This window comes from Collinsella sp. AF39-11AT, assembly GCF_003474585.1.
In the GTDB taxonomy this organism is placed as follows: domain Bacteria; phylum Actinomycetota; class Coriobacteriia; order Coriobacteriales; family Coriobacteriaceae; genus Collinsella.
The window spans coordinates 17,789-36,218 of record NZ_QROG01000011.1 but is presented as its reverse complement, the minus strand read 5'-3'; the positions used below and the strand labels follow the sequence as shown (position 1 = coordinate 36,218).

Genomic DNA, 18,430 nt, shown 5'->3' with positions numbered 1-18,430 from the left:
AAATAGGGGCGAACAGATTGCCTGTCCGCCCCAAAATGGTACTCGATTATCTGCGCTACCAGAAAAACCCTACGCCGACGCGCTGTCGCGAGCCGCCTGGCATGTAGGAGTCTGACGCAGCGTAAGCGGCTTGTCCCCCGCCTCGGCCGACGTGGTCAGCGTATACGTGATCGTCGTCGTCTCGCCAGCATGCAGGTCAACGGTGCCCGAATAGAAGGGAATTCCATGCCACGTAGCGGCGCCAAGACCAAACTGGGTGCCCTCAACCGTAAGGTCACTGATGTTGCCGCCCGTCGGGGCAAACAACGAGACATTCAGACGCTCGTCGTCGCGCGCGGCATCGGGCGCGCTCGCCGCGACGTAATCGGGCAGCTTGCCTGCCTCCTCCTGCGTCATGATGTTCGTCAGGGTAACGGTGATGCGATACGAGCACGTGCCGTCGCCGTTCTTCACGCCCTGACCAATCTGCGTATCGGCGTTCAGGTACCAGTCGAGTTTGGAGAAGCTCAGGTTGTTAAAGTAAACGCCGGCAACGGGATCTTCACTCGGATCATCCGGATCGGGCAGCGAAGCGTCAATGCCCGTCTCTTTGACGGCATTCTGCTCATCATCGTTTCTCATCCAAGCAATCAGACGGCCCTCTTCGGCACCGCGCTCGAATGCACCGACAAGCTTTGTAACGTCGACGTCACCGATGCCACCGAGAATCTTGTCGAAGGCGGCGCTGGCAACAGCCGCAAAGATGCCGTCCGATTCCTCGACCGGATAGTTCCAATACACATCGTGCATGAGAACCTTCGCCGCGTTGGTACCGTCGACGACCGTACCATCGGGCAGCGAGACATTGCCGACAAGGCCCAGCAGGTACTGCAAGAACACAGGATCGATGCCGACGACGCCATCAACGTCCTGCCCATATTGGGACTTCCACAGCGCGGCTACACGCTGCGAGTTGCGGGGCCAATCGGGCGAATAGGTATTGCCCGAGTTGTACAGGTTACTGTGGTTGCCGAACAGCGCCTCATCCTCTTCGTCGACGCTCTCGACCGCCTCATCCTCGCTGAGTCCAATGCGGGGAACAAACTCGCCAATCGACATCTGGCCGTCGGTGACCGAAATCAGGCCCTGCGAACCGCCAAAGCCGCCGCAGGCACGAATCTCGACGTTGTTCATGGCGTACACAAGGTAGTTGCGCGTCTGGCCGTTGGCGCCGAGCATCTGGGGAAGGACGGGGGCGACCTTCTCCGCCGCGTCAACCGCGCCGTTGAGGGTGGCAAAGCCGTCCTTGGCCTTATCGACCAGCTCGGTCACCTGGGAAATATGAGTATCGCCAATGCCCTGGATCTTCTCGTTGGCGCTCTTGAACACCTTCGAGCTGCTGGAAAGCGAATCGGCGACCGCCTGCAGCGCGGACACGTTAATCATGCCGTCCTGGAACAGCTTGCCGGGCGTGGCCTGGGAAAGGTTATCGGCCATGGGAACCAGCGCATTGCTCGAGACATCGGACAGGGCATCAATCATGGTGCGGGCCGCGTTGATGTCGCTGCCATACACCGGAATAAACGAAGCCGCCGTCCACAGCGGGCTCGAGGTCTCCGCCTTCATGCTGTCGCAGAGCTCATCGATCTTCTTCGCGTCGTCAGGCAGCGTCGAAAAATCGCCCGACGTGACCTTGTCCTTAAGGCCACCAACAATCTCGACGGCCTCCTTCGCTTCACTCTTTACGGTCTTTGCCGAGTTAAGCAGCATAAAGCCGCTTGCGCCAAGCGCAACGAGAAGCACCGCGACCACAGCGGCAATAATGGCGCCGGTGTGACGCTTTTCGCGCTCGCCCTTGCGATGGCGATGACGGACCAGGCCGTCAGAGGTCGAACTCGACGAAGCGTCGCTACCGTAGTTCAAGCCAAAATCGTAATAATCTTCCTTGGAACCCGAGCCCGCAAACTCAGCACCGCTATCATCCAGGCGGGCGAACGTGCCAGTCTCGGAGGCGCCGGTGTAAATCGTGCCAAGGTTACCCGTAAGCCCCGCGCCACCGGCAGAGGGAGTATTGTTGGCGGCCTTGCCGGCATTAACGTTGCCGGCGGCATTCGCGGCGTTGGCAGCACCTGCATTGTTCTCAGGTGCCGAAGGAGCCCCGCTCGGCTGCGACGTGGAGGTTGCACCGCCCGCAAAGACATTCCCTCTTGCACGGCCGGTCTTTTTTGCCTTTTGAGACTGCTCGTACAGAGCGGTAAACATCGCCGTCTCGCCCGGGGACACGCGCTTACCGGAACCGCCCCGTCCAGCGCCGCCCGGCGTGCCGGCCTTACCAGCCCCGTTCGGACGCGGCGGAACTGCAGGACGGCCGCTATCGCTGCCCTTAAAGTGATTACCAGCCATAAAGAAATCCTCGCAATTGAGTCGCAATGAAAAAGTCCATAACGTTACTAGTTTATGGCATTTTGAGCATCGACAGCTAAACTCCAGACACGGACATCAATTGGCGAAAATGTGGCACAACGCCTTTTCCGTCTTGGCGCCAGCTACACCGTCAAAAACACCATCGCGATAATCATGGCAAAGCCCGCCAGGTCGGTGGGCAAAAACACCGTTCCCAGCATAAGGGCGCTGGTGATGGTGGCCGAAACCGGCTCCATGGTTCCAAGGAGGCTCGCGCGCACCGAGCCAATCTCCTTAACGCCCTGCATGTAGAACATATAGGCGAAGAACGACCCCACCACAATAAATATCGCGAGCGCGCCGACACCCGAGGGGCCGAGCGCCGGCATATGCGCCCACGGCTGGGTAAAGATACTCATCACGATTCCCGCCGAAAGCATGGCCGAGCCCGTGACGACCGGGCTACCGTATTTGTTGAGGATTCCGGCAGGGATGATTGCTATGCAGGCACCGCCCACTGCGCACAAAAGGCCCGAGAGCAGGCCCATCGGCGAGATGTTGAGCGTACTGGGGTCGCCGCCCGTGGCGATCAAAAACGTTCCGCCCAATGCGAGCAAAATGCCAAGAGCCTCGCGCGTGCGCGGCAGTCGATGCGCGGTGACGCAGGCATACCCCATGACGACCACCAGCTGCAGGCACTGGAAGACAGTCGCGGTGCCCGCGTTGGTCAGGCGCACGGCTGACAGATAGCAAAGCTGGTTGAACAGCAGGCCAAAGATCGTAAACAGAATAAGCTGCTTGCGATCGGCGGGGGTAGTCCACAGCTCGATCAAGCGGTCGCGGTCTTTTCTGAGCACAACGAACATAAAGAGCAGGCCAGCGATAACTTGGCGCACGCTCATCAGCCAAAACGTCTCGATATGGCACACGTCAAAGAGGTAGCTGGCGCTGGTGCCAGAAAAACCCCAAAACGTACCGCCGGCAAACGCGGCGAGCGTACCCAGGGCCATCTTGCGCGCCTGGGCGTCGTTGAGGCGGTCGCGCCATGCGCGGCGGGTGCTGCGGCTCAGCTCGTCAGTCCCCTCGGGCACGATAAAATCAGACGCCGCCGTCATCGGTACCGAAGCCCTTTCACGTGCACACTGCGCCGAGCGCTTCTGTTCCATCCCACTCCCCAGAAATCAATTGGCAACAAAGCGCTCAAACTGTAGCACGAATATTGATACGGAAATGCGGGCGATTCGGAACATCTACGAGCATCCAAATTGCAGGGACGAAAGGCACCGAAGAGCTATGCCGAGCGGTTGGAATCGCCTGGGGCGCCGGGATCGGCTTCCGCACTTTCATCGGTATGGCCACCGTCGGCATCGCCCTCGTCACCGGCGTCGCCCTGCTCCTCCTGCTCGCGACGGCGCTTTTCGCGAATCTGCTCCACGGCTGCGCGCAGGGCGGCCTCGTCCTCGGCGCGTGCCACCTCTTGCGTTGTCTTGACCATATGGCGAATCTCGAGCACCAGCAGCACGATCAGCGGCACCACGATAAGCGGAAAGAACAGCAGCGGATTGGTGAGCAACGAGACCACCACGCCCAGCCCCGCCGAGACAAAGACCACGCGGCCCACCACGTCGGCGGCGGGCACGGGCGCGGCGTCCTCGACCGGATTGGCATCGCCCTTGGTGCGGTAGACCGGCGTGCCGTCGGCCGCGGCCTCCACGGCAACGATGCGGTGCGTGTTGAGTGAACCCTCCAGCGCGTCATCGGACGAATGGAAGGTGATGATGTCACCCACCTGGTAGGCCTGACTGTTGTCGGTATCGACGACGATAAACGAGTGCACGGGAATCGCCGGCTCCATAGAGCCGGTCAGCGTGCGCATAAAGCCATAGCCCATGATGGTGGGGATCTCGCCGGCGGGCGTGAACACCGTGCGCAGCAGCACCACAAAGGCGACCAGGATCACCACGGTCGCCAGCACGTTGATCACGCGGAGCACGTGCTTCATCACTTGTCGGCGTCCTTTGCGGAAGGCTCGACGTCAGTGGCGTCAGATGCCGAAACGTCGGTCTCATCTCCCTCAACGGTCGTGGCGACATCGCCCTCGGCGGCCTCTCCGCGCAAGCGAGCCAGCAGATAGCGCGACAGGCTGTTGCCCTCGGCACGGCGCTCGGCGCGGGCGCGATCGCGCTCGGCCTGTTCCAGCTCGTGCGCCAACGAGGCCAAGCGCTGCTGCATCTCCGCGCGGGCGGCCTCGAGCTCGCGCTCGTGCGCGGCCTTGGCGGCGGCGAGTTCCTGCTCAATACGCTCCCCTGCCTCGAGCTCAGCTGCAGCGATACGCGCGTCGGCGTCGGCACGAGCCTCCTCGGCGGCACGCGCGGTGGCATCGCGCTCGGCAGCGGCAGCGGCGACCTTCTCGCTGGCATCCACCGTAGCCTGCTCAACGGCAGAATCGGCGGCAGCACGGGCGGCGTCGATCGCAGCATCGGCGGCCTGCTGGGCGGCAGCAACCTTCTCCTCGGCCGCGGCAACGGTGTCGGCGAGCTTCTGCTCCGCCTCGGCCGCGGCGACGTCGGCAGTCTCCTGCGCGGCACGGGCATCGCGCTCGGCCGCCAGCCGCACTTCCTCAATCTGCAACTTGGCGGCATCCAGCTTGGCATGCACCTCGGCGAGCTCCTTGGCAGACGCCTCGCGCACGCCGGCAAGCTCGGCTGCGGCGGCGTCCTTGGCGGCCTGCAGCTCGGCAGCGTCGGCAGCCGTCTTGGCAGCCAAGGCTGCGGCAGACTCACTCTTGACCCGCGCGACTTGCTCGGCAGCAGTCTGCTCGGCAGCCGCGACCCTAGCATCTGCGTCGGCGCGGGCGACTGAGACCTCGGCATCGGCCTCGGCGCGCATCCGCTCAAGCTGAGCCGCCGCGGTCTCACGTGCTTCTGCAGCGGCATCCTCGGCAGCCTTTTTACCGGCCTCGACATCCTCCAGCGAGGCGCGCAGTTCCTCGACATCGGCCTCGGCAATCTGTGCGCGCTGCGTCAACGCCAGCTCGCGTGTCTTGGCCTCGTCCAGTTCATCTACCAGATCGTCGCGCTCATCGGTCAGCGCGTGCGCCTGCACTTTCCAGGACTTCAGCTGCCCCTGGAGCTCCTCAATCTGCTCGCGGGCCTCGGCCAGCGCCTGCTCGGCATCGAGCTGGGCCTGCGTGACCTCCTCCACAAACACACGACGAACCTCAACATCGGTCAGGTCGGGACTATCGACCTGCACCTCCTTGATCTCTTTAATAAACTTGGGCGCCACCGGCGCGTGTTGCACGCTCTCAAGCTCCTGCAGGTTGCGCTCGTCGTCGGTCAGGCTCTTAAAGACGGTGTAGTTGTTGATGAGGTTGGTGTACATCTGCACCATGTACTCGTCGTCGAACGCCAGCGCCTGCTGCTGCACGTCGATGTTGTAACCCACCTTGTCGTAGCGCTCCATAAACTGCCACAGCTGGTAGCACTTGCGGTAGTTGGGGTCTTTCATGATGAGGTTGGTGCGCTGAATGGGGCTGCGAACCGCACTGCAGCCGTTCATGATCTGGCAGAACGACGCGCCGCGCAGCGCCATGACCAGGCGGCGCACGCGGTCGATGCGCATAAAGACGTCCATGTTGTCAGCGTCGTTCTCGGCGAAGCTCTGACGGTTTTTGACCGTCATCTCCACGCTGTACTCGATCTCTTCGTACGCGTCGTCGATCTTACTGTGCATCTTAAAGCGGTTGCGGATCTCGTTGCCCGTCGACCAAAAGATCACGTCGGTACGCTTATCCACAAACGTCAGCAAGCGCTGAATCAGATGGTAGATAAAGCGGTTCTCGTACAGGTCGTACGTCTCGACGGTATTGACGTTGAGGATGCGCGTAGGGTGAACGCCGCCGTCCTCACTCGGCGCCAAAAACTGCGTGTTCTGGCTCAGATGACGGACGCTGTCGGCGCTGATCTTTTTAGCGAGCGAGACCGGCACCACCTCTTCCTCGGTGGTGATAAAGCGGCGCGGCTTTTCGATGATGGTGTTGATGGCGTCGAGCGAGTCCTCGATCATGCTGATCCATTCCTCGTCCACCACCTTGACGAGCTCCTCGCGCTGCTGTTCGATCGTGGTGCCCGAGGCCTGCGCCATCTCAAACAGATAGCGGAAGTAGCGGCTGTCCTCCTGGATGGGCTCCATCTGCTCGGAGAAGCTGGTATAGAGGTCCTGAATGGTCTCGGACATGGGTTACTCCATAGATTGGATCGATCGGAAAGGGGCGGGGCGACATCACGTCGCCCCGCGCTTACGACATTAGTAGAAATTCTGGATCCGCTGCAGGTACATGACGGAATCGGGCAGACCGCCCTCGCCAAAGGTCTTCTCAATGTACTCGATCAGGCCCTTCATCTCGTCGCGCACAAAGCTCACGTTCATGGACTCAAACTTCTTGAGCACCTTGCGGGCGATGATGTAGTCCATGCCGCCCAGCTCAGTGCCGCCGCACGCCACGTACACGGGGATAAAGTCGTACATCTGCTTGATGATACGGTTACCAAAGGCCAGCTTAAAGCGGGTCTGCAGGTACTGGTCCAGCTTGTGCATCTTCTGGAGCAGCTCCTCGTCGATCACATACTCGACCTTGGCCTTTTGGAACAGATACTGCAGGTGGTCGGCCGTCACGTGCACGCGCTCGTGCGGCTCGCACTCAAACGCGTCGGCGCGCTCGTTGAGCTCGATGGGGATCGCACGGTCGTACACCTTGTCCGTGATGGTAAAGGTGGAGTCGTCGTTGTTGGCCGTGCCGATAAACCACAGGCTGTCGGGGATGGTGAGCTTGCCGTCGTGCAGGCCCTTGGGGTCGGCGGCCCACTGGGTGGGCACCAGATCGAGCACCCACTCGTCATGGCTGGGCATCTCGAGCACCGACAGGATCTCGGCAAAGTAGTACTCCACGCGGGCGAGGTTCATCTCGTCGAGCACGATCATGGACGGGTCTTGGCGAAGCCCCGCCTCGTACACGGCGCGGAGGAACTCGGTCTCGTTAAAGCGCTTGGAAAACTCGTTAAAGTAGCCGAGCACCTCGGTACGATCGCGAAAACTCGGCTGCACCGACACGATGGTCGCGGGGTTGTCCAGGTAGCGGCTAAAGCTGTAGGGCAGCGATGTCTTACCGGTACCCGAGATGCCTTCCAGGATCAGCAGCTTGGAGGCGGCCATGCCGGCCACAAAGCGGCGGATGATCTCGGGCGTGTAGTAGAGCTTCATCTGGCTGCAGGCGAACGCGCGGAAGCTGTCGACAAAGTCCTCCAGCGAGATGGCATCGTCGTAGACCGGCGATTCCCAGTCGCGGTACTTAAGGTCCACAAGGGACAACTTGGGGAAGCGGTTGGCCTGCGCAATCTCTTTTTCCTCGGCGAGGGTCTTGGCCTCAACGGTTGCCTTGGCCATGGCGGCTGCGGCGTCCTTGACGCCCGCGCCGTCAAGCGCGAGCGATGCGTTGCCCGACACCACGGCGGCCGTGACGGCCTCGCCCGGTGCCGCGCCTGCGACCGTGCCCGCGCCCGCAGCGGCGCCCACCACGTTGCCCACCGTGGGCAGGTGGTCGTCGGCCAAGGCCGAGGCGCCCACGTACGGAATCTGCTTGGTGCCGCCCATGGCATTGACCTTGAGCGCCAGCAACTTGTTCTTCTCGTCCATGAGGTCGAGCACCTGCTTGTTCAGGCGGCCGATCTCGCGATAGAGCGCCTTGTTGGACGTGTCGTCGCGATGCAGGCGACGGTTGATGCGGTAGTGGTGGATCAGAATGGCCACAATCAGCACGGGAACTGCGATGAGCATGGCAAACAGAATGACCGCGCCGATCTTGCCCACCAGGTCAAACGTGGTGAAGTAGGTCATAAAGATGTTGAAGTACTCAACCCAGCCAAACACCAGCAGGTTAAGGATGGAGCTCACGACGGCAACGACGTTGTAGACGACCTTTGCCAGCAGCTCCCAGGCAAATCCCAGAAACTCACTCACCGTCGGTACCCTCCTGCTTGGTCGCGTTCATCGCCGCCTCGGCCTCGGCCTTCAGACGACGGGCTTCCTCGAGCTTGGCCTCGGCCTGGGCAAGCTGCTCGGCGGCGTTATCGGCCGTGACGGTAGTGTCACCCTTGCCCTCGGCGTCCACGATGGCAGCCGCGGCGGCCAGGCGGTCCTCCTCGGCCATAGCGCGCTTGAGGTTCATGCCCACCACGATGAGGTGATACACCTGGTAGATAAAGAACAACAGCATGGGCAGCACAATCACAATGAGGAAGCCCATGGAGCTGGACAGGAAGTCCATGACCTTGCCCATCTGCGGCAACGCAAACACGTACTTGCCCACGATGTCGCCGTCGCTGATGATGTGCGTATCGGCCACGTCGTTGTTATCGCCCTTGGTGGTAAAGCTGCGCATGCCGTTGACCTCGTCGATGGCGGCGATGCGGTGCGTGTTGAGCGCGTACTCGTTGTCGATGATGGTATGGAACGTCACGATGTCGCCCACCTCGAGCTTGGAGGTGTCGCACTTTTTGATGAAAATGAGGTCGCCCTTGTTAAACGTGGGCGCCATGGAGTCGGACTGCACGGCGAGCGGGGTGAAGCCGGCGATGTCAGAGACGCTGCCGTCCTCGCGCGTGGCGAGCGTGGTAAACGCATACAGGGCCGCCACCAGGATGATGATCCACATGACGACGCTCAGCGCGATGGATGCGACTTTTTTAACAGATTGCATGATGTCCCTTACTACCGTGTCTGTCTAGGTCGTGCGCGGCCCGGTGGCCGCCGTGCATATCTACTGTTCCTCGATGCCCTCGAAGCGCATCGAAACCGAATAGTTAGCTCCCTTTAGCATATTAGTGCAATTTGGGTCCGTTCCCTCGAGCCATATGCGAACGGTTACCGGCTTGTCCGTTTCTGTTATCAGGTCGAACATGTCGCTGGCCGCGGTCGCCTCGCCCGAGTCGAGCCCAAAGACGGTGGCCGAGCCAGATGAACCGCCGCCCCCGTTAGGGTTGTAGACCCACGTTCGACCATCGGCGGTAAAGCTCATACGCATGGCGCTGGCCATGCCCTGCGTGTCGGAGCTAAACCGCGTGCCGGACACGCCGCCGTCGCCATCCTGCCCGGTCAGGCGAACGCGCAGGTCCGTACTGCTCATAAAGTGCAGCGTAAACTCCAGGTAGGCGCCGGTGGCGGGATCGGCGGTGGAGCCGTCCTCGAAGGTAAAGGTCTGGTAGTCGCTCGTGGTGACGGGTTTGAGCTTGGACGCGTCGATGTCCACGCCCTTTTCGCTGGCGATGCGCACCGAGATCTGGTCGAAGCTCAGACTGTGGACGTACTCTTCGAAGGTGGCATGCTCGTCCAGGTCAAAGCGCAGCGAACCGTCGGCGTTGGCGTCGATCATGAGCATGCGGGTCTTGGCGCTATCGGCGATGGAGAACCAGGCGAACGTTGCCATGGCTATCGCCACCAGGGCAAACAGGACCAGCACCACGGTGGTGGCGAGCTTGCGGCGCAGGTCGGTGTCGGCGGGCGCGGCGGCGTCGGGCTTGCCGGTGGCGGGCGTGCAGTTGGCGGCGGGTTGCTTACGCGTCATGGCTACTCACCGTCCAAGGTCGCAAAGAGCGCCAGGTGCAAGGTGCCCGGATCCTGATACAGATAGTCGGCGCTATCGGGGTCGGTGCCCTCGATGTAGTAATAGATGTCCAAACGATAGGTCTGGCCAAGCCCCAGCGTGGCGAGCGCGTTTTGCGGGCGCGTGGCCGTCTCGCTCGTGTCCAACGTAAAGGCGGCAGGGTCCTGCGTCACGTTGGTGCCGCAAGCGAGCTGGCCGTTTTGCCAGCCCAGGAGCATGCCCTCGGTGTAGCCCGCCAGGCCTGCAGGGGCAGTCGCCGGGTGCTCGGCGCGGTGACCACTATCGGAGCCGTCGAGTTCAAAGATGTTGGTGGCAAGCACCTGGTTGCCGCTCGAGATCTTTATGCCCACGCGGGCCGCGCGCAGCAGCTCGGCATCGGCACCCTGGGGAACCAACGACTCGGCCAGATACAAGCTGACCTTACCCTTTACTTTGCTGGCGCCCGTTCCGGTAATGGTGGGGCGCAGATTGATCCAGCCGTGGTAGAACGCGGAGCCGTTGTCTTTTGCCTGCTCAAACACCGTGGCATCGCCGGCGGAGTTGTTTTGCGCGCAGGCAGCAAAGCCGTTGAGATCGAAGGTCGAGACCGGGTAGAGCGTCACGGCGCCAGCCGCATTGGAAGTCAGGGAAACATCGCCCTGCTGCGACCAGCTGCCGCGATCGGCGTCGCCCAGCTCCAGCACCAGCTTGGACGTGTCGCTGTGCACGCTCACCGAGTTGGTATTGACCTTCATGTTGCTCGTGAACCACGCGTAGGTGGCGGCGCCCAAAGTGGCGGCGAGAGCCACCATAACGAGTGCAATGTAAGCACACGCGCGGCGGGTGTGGCGGCGGGTGGTGGTTGCGGGCTCGGTGGGCTCGAAGGCGGCGGTTGCCGCCGTGTTGACGCGCGCCGTCTCTGCCTCGCTGCCGTCTAGCTGCACCTGCTTCTTATCTTGCATGCCACTCGCCCCCTTATGCCTTGGCCGCGGCAAAGGCAAGCTGCAGCACCACATCGCGGGCCTGGGCCTCGTCGATGCAATTGGCGTCGCAGCCTTCCATGTACACAACGTAGCGAACGCTTGCCACCTCGTTGGCGGCCAGCGTGCAGATGGGCGTGGCGGCTGCGCGCGCCGTGGGCGTGTCGCCGGTGCCGTCCATGCTGTAGGCGCTTATGGCGCGTGCGGGATCGGCGGTGTAGGTCCAGCCCGAGGCGCCAGCTGCCACGACCACGCCGTCTTGCGCGGTGGTGCGCCTACTGGTGGCGCCCGCGGTATTGCCCAGATCGTCGCAGGTAAAGATATGCGTTTGCGTGCCCGACTGGGTTGTAATGACCAGACCCAGGCGCAGCGCGGCCAGCAGCTGCGGGTCGCTCGTCACGCTCATCTGGCCCTGATACAGGTACACGTTGAGCGCGCTATCGCTGCCCTTAAGGTACAGCGTGCCCGAAAGGGCGTAGTCGTCCAGCTGCGCGGTGCAGTCGGCGTAGTCGGTCGTAACGCCGGCGGCGTTTTGGAACGTGCCGCGCCAAAAGCGGGAAAGGTCTGCCGTCGAGATGGGATAGAGTGTCTTGTCGGCGGCGGCAAGCGTTGCCGTCGTGTCCCAGGGCCCGTTGGCCGAAAGGCCAATCTGCAGGTCGGAGCCCTCGTCGCTTACCGTGTGCGCCACGGGCGTCACGTTGGTATAGCGCGAGTTGCTAAACCAAGCGTAAGTGGCCGCGCTCAGGGCTGCCACCAGCACCAACATCCATGCGGCCGCGGCAACCATGCGACGGCGCGAACCCAGGATGTCTTTGATGTTCGATGCACTCATGTCCAGCCCCCTTACGAACGCTTGCCGGCAAAGCGCAGCGCCAGAGATTGCAGGCTGGTGGCGGCCAGGTTGTTGGTGCAGTCGGGGTCGCAGCCTTCCAGCCACACGTACACATCCACGCGCACGGGCGTGCTGCGGTTGGCGCCCTCGGCAGCGGCGGGCAGGCTGCAGATCTTGGTCGTGGCCTCCTTGAGGCTCACGATGCCGGTGTCTTCGTTGTAGTCGCAGAAGCTTGCGCTGGTCAGCTGGACAAAATGAACCGTTGTTCCATCGGAGCGGGTGCTGTCGAGCACCAGGTGATTCTGCTCGTTCTCGCCGGCATCCTTGCCGTCGAGCGTGTTGTAGCGCGCCTGGGGATTGCGCTCGCCCGAGACCTCAAAGATGTACTGGCCCGTAACGGTATCGCCCTGCCCCGGCGCATAGGTAACCAGGCCCACCCGCAGAGCGGTAGAGATGGGGTTTGCCGTGTCCTGCTCGGTAAAGTCGATGCCCGACAGGTACACGTCGGTCGCGGCCGAGTTGGTGGCCAGGTACAGGGAAGTCTTGTAGTAGTCGGAATGCTCGGCGGCGCCAAACATGCTGGCAAAGAGCGAGTCCTGGGTGGTTTCGCCGGTAAAGCCCGTTACCTTTTGGAAGCCGTTGAGCACGTTGTCGGTCGAGACGGGATCGAGCAGGCCCGAAAAGCTCAGGCCGGCGTTGGTTTTGTATTCGCCGTCGTACTCGTTGGAGATGAGGAAGGTCACGCCCGTGCCGGCGGCCATCTTGACGTCGGTGATGTGGCGGTTGGCGTTGTAGATGTACCAGGCATATGTTACGGCTCCGGCAGCAGCAAGGGCCACCAGCAACATGGCGAGCATGCGATTGAACTGTTTTTGCAGCGAACGCGCGTCCGACATGCCCCTCCCCCATTTGCCGCGTTGTAAACTACCTGGACACCATTTGCCCATAATGGAGTTATTTTACGCGAATGTGCAGTTCATCGGGGGTACAAACGCAACTTTCCACGTGCTGTTCGCGCTGCATCGGGGCGGATAGGGTCGCAAATCGCCGCTTTTTAAAAAATAGTTCTTGCCACTGGGTGGGAGCTCCGTTATATTATTCCGTGCGCACTCGCGCACCCTTGATCGGGCGTTTAGCTCAGGGGGAGAGCGCTTCCCTGACACGGAAGAGGTCAGAAGTTCAAATCTTCTAACGCCCACCAAATGTTCGCAGCTCAGAGGCTTCGCCTCTGAGCTGTTTTGTTTTACGGCGACCGAGCCCAAAGCGCCCAAACAGCCCCAGCAATCGCCACGATCAAACCCGAATGGGTCTCGCAGTCACATATAAGTAACCCTCTTTAAATTGAGGTCTAATACTTTTCCCGAGAAGTGAACGAGCTTATTTGGACCCCTGGAGCATCCACACTTTTTGACGTCAAAACCGCAGGATTCCAGCAGCAAAACCGCAGGAAACGGGCCCCTAAAAGTGTCGATATTTCGGGGGTCCATTCTGGCTCGTTCACTTCTCGGGAAAAGTATTAGATCTGGATATATGGCCGCTAATTCTAACCCCCTGTTACCGCCCCCTACCAATACTGATGCGCATCGATAACGGCTTGCCAGAGCCAAAATCGCTTCGTTTCGGCACGCGCATGGGCAAAATATCGCTGCTCTGCACTCATCGCCTTGTTAAAGATGGGGCGCTTATTCCGATGCAGCTTCCGTCGGATGCGTTCGCACAGCCGAACGAGCTTGTCGTAGTCATTTGCTTGGTCGGTTGTCACAGTAAAATACGCTACTCCCTCAAGCAGTTCCAACTCGTTGCGGCGCTCGGCATCCTTGTGGATCTTCTCGCGGCCGTCATGAATGGCATCGCTGTCGTAGTCGACCATCGCGGTCAGCACCTCTGGCAGCAGCCCGGCCTTTACTTTATCCCTGCCCACCTCGACTTTAGCCGTAAGCGTAATGTCGGGCGTGCGCTCCAACACGCGCAGTTTGCGCTCGCGCCCATCGTTGAGTCCATCGCGAATGAAAGCCTTCTTGTTGAGTTCGGCCTTGCCCAATGCATACCCGCCGCAGCGCGCAGGCAGCGACATAAACATGCACAGCCCCGACTCCCTCGGAGAGCGCGATCCCTCGATCACATACGCAAGCAGCGCCTTTGCCTTCGCGAGACCCCTTACCTTTGGGGACGCCTCGATATACGCCGCAATGAGCTCCTTCGTCGTGAGCCTGCCATCGCGCATGCCCCCATCCCTGCTTGTCACCCCGCCGGGAGCAAGGTTATCCAACCGGTAGTTCGATGTCATGGCATAGCCGGCATAGATGGCCTCGGCCACAGAGCCGTCGTGCGCAACCTGCACAAACGCCAGCTCGGGGGAGCACACATACGCATCCAGGCCGCCCATCCAGTGGCCCAGCGAGATAAACGAGCCCGCCGGGAGCTCGTTGGTGCACAGGTGCGTCTTAACATGCTTGCTCTGCCGACGGTCGGCACGCGATGGCACCAGCAAATCCAGCGTTTGGATCCCCAGATCATAGCGATCGATAAAATCCTGCGCCTCTTGGTCCAACAGCGCACAGGCACCTGCAATCGACACGACCTCTGGTTCCGAATCCCCAAAACGAGGGTTCGGCAGGTGCGCCAAAAGCGCCAACGCAGCGTTATGTGAAACGATAAAGTAACCCATGGCGCGAAGATAGCACGCGCATCGGCGGCCGCTGGCGGTCCTGGCGAGTTTTCGGCAAACGACCAGCAGTTTTTTGCCGCGGCGCAACCAAAGTGTTCATTCGTCGACGTCTATATGCAAATCCGTCAAGCTTTTGGCAAGGTTGCCGCTCAACTGACCAAAAGCTGACCATTTGCTTGCCCATTTACTTGACGGTGCACCCTCGCCAAAATGCTCCGCGGCTTCTCGGGCGGTCGAAGTGCTCGTTTAGCGACCACGCACCCGCCGCTGGGGTATCCTTGGAGCACATGCACCGCAAGCCGCACAAAGGAGCCGCCATGCGCACCGAGCTCGATGTTCCCTTTTCGCACAAAGACAAGGCCAAGGCCCTGGGCGCCAAGTGGGACCGGGCCAAGAAGATCTGGTACGTGCCCGATGGCGTCAACCCCGAGCCCTTTGCCGCGTGGCTGCCCGGCGTGGATCGCTCCGACTCCAGCGCGCCCTACATCTACCTGGTGCTGGGCAAGCGCGAGTGTTGGAAGTGCCACGAGCAGACAACGGTCGCGGCCTTTGGCATTCCGTATTGGGCGGCCGAGGACTCGGGCAGCAAGGCCGCGCCCGGCGGCGCGCCCGCCATGGACGACGCGGGCCACATCGCGATCGACACCACTCGCGCCAACGCCGTTGCCATCGTCCCCGCGCTGGGTTGCGTGCCGGCCGAGATCCGCGACTACCTGCGCGAGCGCTGTGGCTACAAGCCCACAACGTCGCGCACCACCAAGACCGTATCGCTCGCCAGCACCTGCACCGGCTGCGGCGCGCTGCAAGGCAGCCATTACCTGTTCGAGGAGCCCACGTCGCCGTTTGCGCTCACGGCCATCAACAAGCTACCCGCGCTGGAGTTCGTGCGCGTTGAAGTCGCCGGCGTCTATGGCATCCCCGACAGTCACGACAACTACGACCAGGCGCTCTTCACCTGGGCACGCGACCACCACACCCAGTTCCACAAGACCCTGTGCGAGGGAATTTACCTGTAGGGCAAAACTCGAAAATCGAGTCCAGTTATCCTCGGAAATCGAGTGTGGAATTCCTCGAAAATCGAGTATGCGCAGGTAGCTGAGTTGTTGGTATAACGCAGAAAATGTCGAATCACCGGGTTTGCCCGACTAGATATTCAGTCTTCGAAGCTATGACTCCGCATCGTCATAGGCAATGGCACATCCGCAAGTTGGGCATTGCTGAGGATAGACTAGAAGACGCAGGCCTGTTCGAGCCCGCGGGTCGACAGCATGTTTGTCGCGGGTGTCGATGAAACTGATGTCTAGGCATGGGAGGTCTGCGCCACAGCGAGGGCAGGACAGACAGATTTGGCCGCAGGTGGCCTCGACGAGTGGAAACAGACTCCGGTCCATTAACGCTCGCGGTAGGTTTCCGTACACGCCTCGTGCGATATCACTTCGCCATCCCATGGTCTCCCCTTTCCCGTTTTAGCTGTTGAGGAGAGGATGACAGGATCGCGCAGCTCTCGATGCGGCGCGATGCGATCCGATCAATCGACATGATTGGACTGCGACAGGCAGCACCCGCTTAATACGGAGCAACAGCTTCCGCCCGACGTCGCGATTCCGAGAAATCGAACTCGGCGCGGTGGGCTTCGAGGAATCGAGCGTTGGGTCGCAAGCGATGCTCGTCCGGCTCGCGCAATGCCGACCCTGCAAATGCTGCATAGTCCGTATGCTGCAGAAGGTACGACCCGCAAAGTTGATAGTCACCGCGCACCAGTTCGAACGAAATCAGATGAGCATCGAACAGCGCGTGTAAATCGCGGCGCAGCAGGATGCCATTGCTGACAACCTGCGACTTGGGACCCGAGTAATTCTCGATATGCACGGCTTCGAGCGCCTCGCCGACATTGCAACCCGAGACGGCACATCGACCGGTATAGGCCTCAAAGAGCTGATTGCGGAAACGCTGCTGGCCGATTCGTTCACGACGCAGCGCGTAGCGAACCTTTTCATCGTCGCTCGCCGGAGCGCCAGAAAACTCCGCCGCGACCGGAGCCTCCTTCATGTAGCTCATATCGGGGAAGAACCGCGCATCGGGTCCACCCTTATGGACGGGGCCATGCAACACAAACCAGTTGTTCTCCGGCTCGTAGCGTTCAACGAATGCTAGGCCTAGCACCTTGTAGCCAGCGCTTGTTGCAAAGAACACGCCAACGGGAACGCCACACTCCATGCAGTTGATCATTTTTTCGTTGTAGCGCTGGTTGCGCCAGCTTTCGACCGAAGCACTTTGCAATGAATACTTGAACACCCACGTGCCGTCCTCAAGATAGAGCGGGGGAACATCGGAATAGCTCCCACTTATAGAGCTATGCACCGAAAGCGCAAAGGTCTTTTCCACAGGGTGCTTGATGCGTCCACGACCCGGCCAATAAATACCTGATTGACGAGAAACGCAAAAGGTCTCAGAGCCAATCGTCATGCGATAAGGATACTGGGGGCTATCAGCTTTAATGTTATGAGGTAGTTTTTCCCAAATCTCGCCACGCTGTTCCTCGCGCAAGAACCACTCCCAAGCCAAAACATACTCAGACGGCACAAGGCTACAAGCGCGGTCATAACTCGGCTGAGCAATCAGCGGAACACTAGAAGCAATGCCGTCCATAAGGAACCTCCAGAAAGAACAGTTCCCCACATTATCGCCGATCCCGAGCGATATGCGACAAAGTGTTTGCACCAGACAGCCACACAAAAGGGGCCGCTTCGATTGAAGCGGCCCCTTTTAGGCATATTTAGCTGGCGGCTTAAGTCTACTTGGAATCAGGCACGATGCCGACCAGGCTAACCGTTACATCAAAGGTCGGGCTTCCTTCGCCAACGTCGAGGCCAGACATATTCTGGCAATCGTTGTCGGCGCCTTCTATCCAAACGGCAACCTTCATGTTCGTGCCGTTAGCGAAAGCCGTAGCTTTATTGCGAATTCGTGCCAACCATTCGCAGGGTTACGTCGTAGGAAAGACCCTCATCGACAGCACTCGCAGCCGTATTAACGCAATCGGCGTCGGTGCCCTCGAGCCAAATATAGACCTTCAAAATTACGCCATTGTAGTCAACATGTGTGGCAAGCGCCGCTGGATTTTCCACGGGCGCATCGAAGTTTTTGCCGCTTTTTGTCGCAGCCCAGTTACCGCCATTTTGATCAACATACGTCGTACCGAACAAATGCTTATACGTTGCGACCTTTGTACTCGAAGCGTCGGCAACCGCCGTCCAGCCCGCAATGCCATTCTGCCTCGAGTACGCATCGTTGCCCGATCCGGCGGGCTCGCTTGGAGCATAGACAACTTTCAACGTCTCGTTGCCCTGAGCGTCAACCGTCGAGATGCCGATGCGCATGCTGCGCGCAACCTTATCGTTCAGCGGCTGCCCATTCGAGGTTACAGAAATAGCACCCTCATCGGCCGAACCGTCCAAATAGACATCGGCAATGCCCGTGTCACGCACGGTGTAAACCGTATAGGTGCTTACGTTATACGCGTAAAAGGTCTTGCCGCCTACGGTATATTTGCCCGTTGCCGCGTCGAGCCCATTGGCGAGTTGGTACGACGTAACCAAGGCTCCATCGCCCCACGACGCGGGAACGAACCACGTTTTGGCATCATCGGTCGAAGAAGGGCTGATTTCATGGGCGGTCGTACTATCGAACGCAACCGTATCGTTGTCCTTGCCGTGGTCGGGCGTTGTGCCCGCAACAATTTGCAGCGTCATGCCATTGGCCATAGCCGTCACGGCTGCCGTTCTGGCGAAGACGGTGTTATTGAATGCGAACCACGCATATGTTGCCGAGCCTAAAGCAACGCACGCCATGACCACCGAAATGGCGGAAACGGCTAACTGTTTTTTGAGTTGCTTCACGCGCGATGACATACGAAGTTGTTTCCTTGT

The 18,430-nt window shown here is 60.4% G+C and carries 15 protein-coding genes and 1 tRNA gene; 2 read left to right on the top strand and 14 right to left on the bottom strand.

All coding sequences use genetic code 11. The annotated features are described in order from the left end of the window. Window positions 1-69: 69 nt before the first annotated feature. From DW037_RS06060 to DW037_RS06015, 10 genes are all read right to left on the bottom strand, one after another. Entirely contained in the window at window positions 70-2,382 is a 2,313-nt protein-coding gene (locus tag DW037_RS06060; RefSeq protein WP_118372998.1) for a DUF4012 domain-containing protein, read from the bottom strand. A gap of 143 nt (window positions 2,383-2,525) precedes the next feature. Then, window positions 2,526-3,548, bottom strand: a complete 1,023-nt coding sequence (locus tag DW037_RS06055) for a DMT family transporter (protein WP_199576951.1) — start codon at window positions 3,546-3,548, stop codon at window positions 2,526-2,528. Between the two features lie 125 nt (window positions 3,549-3,673). Continuing rightward, complete coding sequence (locus tag DW037_RS06050) at window positions 3,674-4,384, bottom strand: signal peptidase I (protein ID WP_117629006.1); 711 nt, start codon at window positions 4,382-4,384, stop codon at window positions 3,674-3,676. Next, window positions 4,384-6,621 (bottom strand): DUF2357 domain-containing protein, encoded by a 2,238-nt coding sequence (locus tag DW037_RS06045; protein ID WP_118372997.1) that lies wholly within the window; start codon window positions 6,619-6,621, stop codon window positions 4,384-4,386. The genes DW037_RS06050 and DW037_RS06045 overlap by 1 nt, the downstream gene beginning before the upstream one ends. Window positions 6,622-6,690: 69 nt before the next feature. Then, window positions 6,691-8,400: a hypothetical protein gene (locus DW037_RS06040; protein ID WP_118372996.1), complete on the bottom strand. Its 1,710-nt coding sequence runs from the start codon at window positions 8,398-8,400 to the stop codon at window positions 6,691-6,693. After that, the gene (locus DW037_RS06035) at window positions 8,393-9,139 is read right to left on the bottom strand and encodes a signal peptidase I (RefSeq protein WP_118372995.1); all 747 of its coding nucleotides are present in this window, start codon (window positions 9,137-9,139) and stop codon (window positions 8,393-8,395) included. The genes DW037_RS06040 and DW037_RS06035 overlap by 8 nt, the downstream gene beginning before the upstream one ends. 60 nt (window positions 9,140-9,199) lie before the next feature. Continuing rightward, entirely contained in the window at window positions 9,200-10,003 is an 804-nt protein-coding gene (locus DW037_RS06030; RefSeq protein WP_118372994.1) for a hypothetical protein, read from the bottom strand. A gap of 2 nt (window positions 10,004-10,005) precedes the next feature. Continuing rightward, a complete protein-coding gene (locus tag DW037_RS06025; protein ID WP_118372993.1) occupies window positions 10,006-10,983 on the bottom strand; it encodes a hypothetical protein in 978 nt (325 codons plus the stop codon). 13 nt (window positions 10,984-10,996) lie between these two features. Further along, window positions 10,997-11,833 (bottom strand): hypothetical protein, encoded by an 837-nt coding sequence (locus DW037_RS06020; protein WP_118238356.1) that lies wholly within the window; start codon window positions 11,831-11,833, stop codon window positions 10,997-10,999. Between the two features lie 11 nt (window positions 11,834-11,844). After that, on the bottom strand, window positions 11,845-12,729 hold the full coding sequence (locus DW037_RS06015; RefSeq protein WP_118372992.1) for a hypothetical protein: 885 nt from the start codon (window positions 12,727-12,729) through the stop codon (window positions 11,845-11,847). Window positions 12,730-12,959: 230 nt separating this feature from the next. Between DW037_RS06015 and DW037_RS06010 the strand changes: the two genes are divergently transcribed. Continuing rightward, window positions 12,960-13,034 (top strand) — tRNA-Val (locus DW037_RS06010). A 363-nt stretch (window positions 13,035-13,397) separates the two neighbouring features. On the opposite strand, the gene DW037_RS06005 is transcribed toward DW037_RS06010, so the two are convergent. Further along, window positions 13,398-14,411, bottom strand: coding sequence for a hypothetical protein (locus DW037_RS06005; protein WP_147352012.1), 1,014 nt, complete (start codon window positions 14,409-14,411; stop codon window positions 13,398-13,400). A gap of 407 nt (window positions 14,412-14,818) precedes the next feature. On the opposite strand from DW037_RS06005, the gene DW037_RS06000 reads away from it, so the two are divergent. Beyond that, window positions 14,819-15,517 (top strand): DUF5710 domain-containing protein, encoded by a 699-nt coding sequence (locus DW037_RS06000; RefSeq protein WP_118372990.1) that lies wholly within the window; start codon window positions 14,819-14,821, stop codon window positions 15,515-15,517. Window positions 15,518-16,067: 550 nt separating this feature from the next. Here the strand turns inward: DW037_RS06000 and DW037_RS05995 are convergent. The 3 genes from DW037_RS05995 to DW037_RS05990 form a co-directional block, all read right to left on the bottom strand. After that, entirely contained in the window at window positions 16,068-17,150 is a 1,083-nt protein-coding gene (locus DW037_RS05995; RefSeq protein WP_118372989.1) for an HNH endonuclease, read from the bottom strand. Window positions 17,151-17,295: 145 nt separating this feature from the next. Beyond that, window positions 17,296-17,427: a hypothetical protein gene (locus DW037_RS10845; protein ID WP_255413691.1), complete on the bottom strand. Its 132-nt coding sequence runs from the start codon at window positions 17,425-17,427 to the stop codon at window positions 17,296-17,298. 28 nt (window positions 17,428-17,455) lie between these two features. Beyond that, window positions 17,456-18,412: a hypothetical protein gene (locus DW037_RS05990; RefSeq protein WP_118372988.1), complete on the bottom strand. Its 957-nt coding sequence runs from the start codon at window positions 18,410-18,412 to the stop codon at window positions 17,456-17,458. Window positions 18,413-18,430: the final 18 nt, after the last annotated feature.

Excerpts from the sequence above, each read along its gene's own strand:
- DW037_RS06060 (WP_118372998.1), bottom strand. The coding sequence starts at position 2,382 with ATGGCTGGTAATCACTTTAAGGGCAGCGATAGCGGCCGTCCTGCAGTT.
- DW037_RS06055 (WP_199576951.1), bottom strand. The coding sequence starts at position 3,548 with ATGGAACAGAAGCGCTCGGCGCAGTGTGCACGTGAAAGGGCTTCGGTA.
- DW037_RS06050 (WP_117629006.1), bottom strand. The coding sequence starts at position 4,384 with ATGAAGCACGTGCTCCGCGTGATCAACGTGCTGGCGACCGTGGTGATC.
- DW037_RS06045 (WP_118372997.1), bottom strand. The coding sequence starts at position 6,621 with ATGTCCGAGACCATTCAGGACCTCTATACCAGCTTCTCCGAGCAGATG.
- DW037_RS06035 (WP_118372995.1), bottom strand. The coding sequence starts at position 9,139 with ATGCAATCTGTTAAAAAAGTCGCATCCATCGCGCTGAGCGTCGTCATG.
- DW037_RS06030 (WP_118372994.1), bottom strand. The coding sequence starts at position 10,003 with ATGACGCGTAAGCAACCCGCCGCCAACTGCACGCCCGCCACCGGCAAG.
- DW037_RS06025 (WP_118372993.1), bottom strand. The coding sequence starts at position 10,983 with ATGCAAGATAAGAAGCAGGTGCAGCTAGACGGCAGCGAGGCAGAGACG.
- DW037_RS06020 (WP_118238356.1), bottom strand. The coding sequence starts at position 11,833 with ATGAGTGCATCGAACATCAAAGACATCCTGGGTTCGCGCCGTCGCATG.
- DW037_RS06015 (WP_118372992.1), bottom strand. The coding sequence starts at position 12,729 with ATGTCGGACGCGCGTTCGCTGCAAAAACAGTTCAATCGCATGCTCGCC.
- DW037_RS06000 (WP_118372990.1), top strand. The coding sequence starts at position 14,819 with ATGCGCACCGAGCTCGATGTTCCCTTTTCGCACAAAGACAAGGCCAAG.
- DW037_RS05995 (WP_118372989.1), bottom strand. The coding sequence starts at position 17,150 with ATGGACGGCATTGCTTCTAGTGTTCCGCTGATTGCTCAGCCGAGTTAT.
- DW037_RS10845 (WP_255413691.1), bottom strand. The coding sequence starts at position 17,427 with ATGAAGGTTGCCGTTTGGATAGAAGGCGCCGACAACGATTGCCAGAAT.
- DW037_RS05990 (WP_118372988.1), bottom strand. The coding sequence starts at position 18,412 with ATGTCATCGCGCGTGAAGCAACTCAAAAAACAGTTAGCCGTTTCCGCC.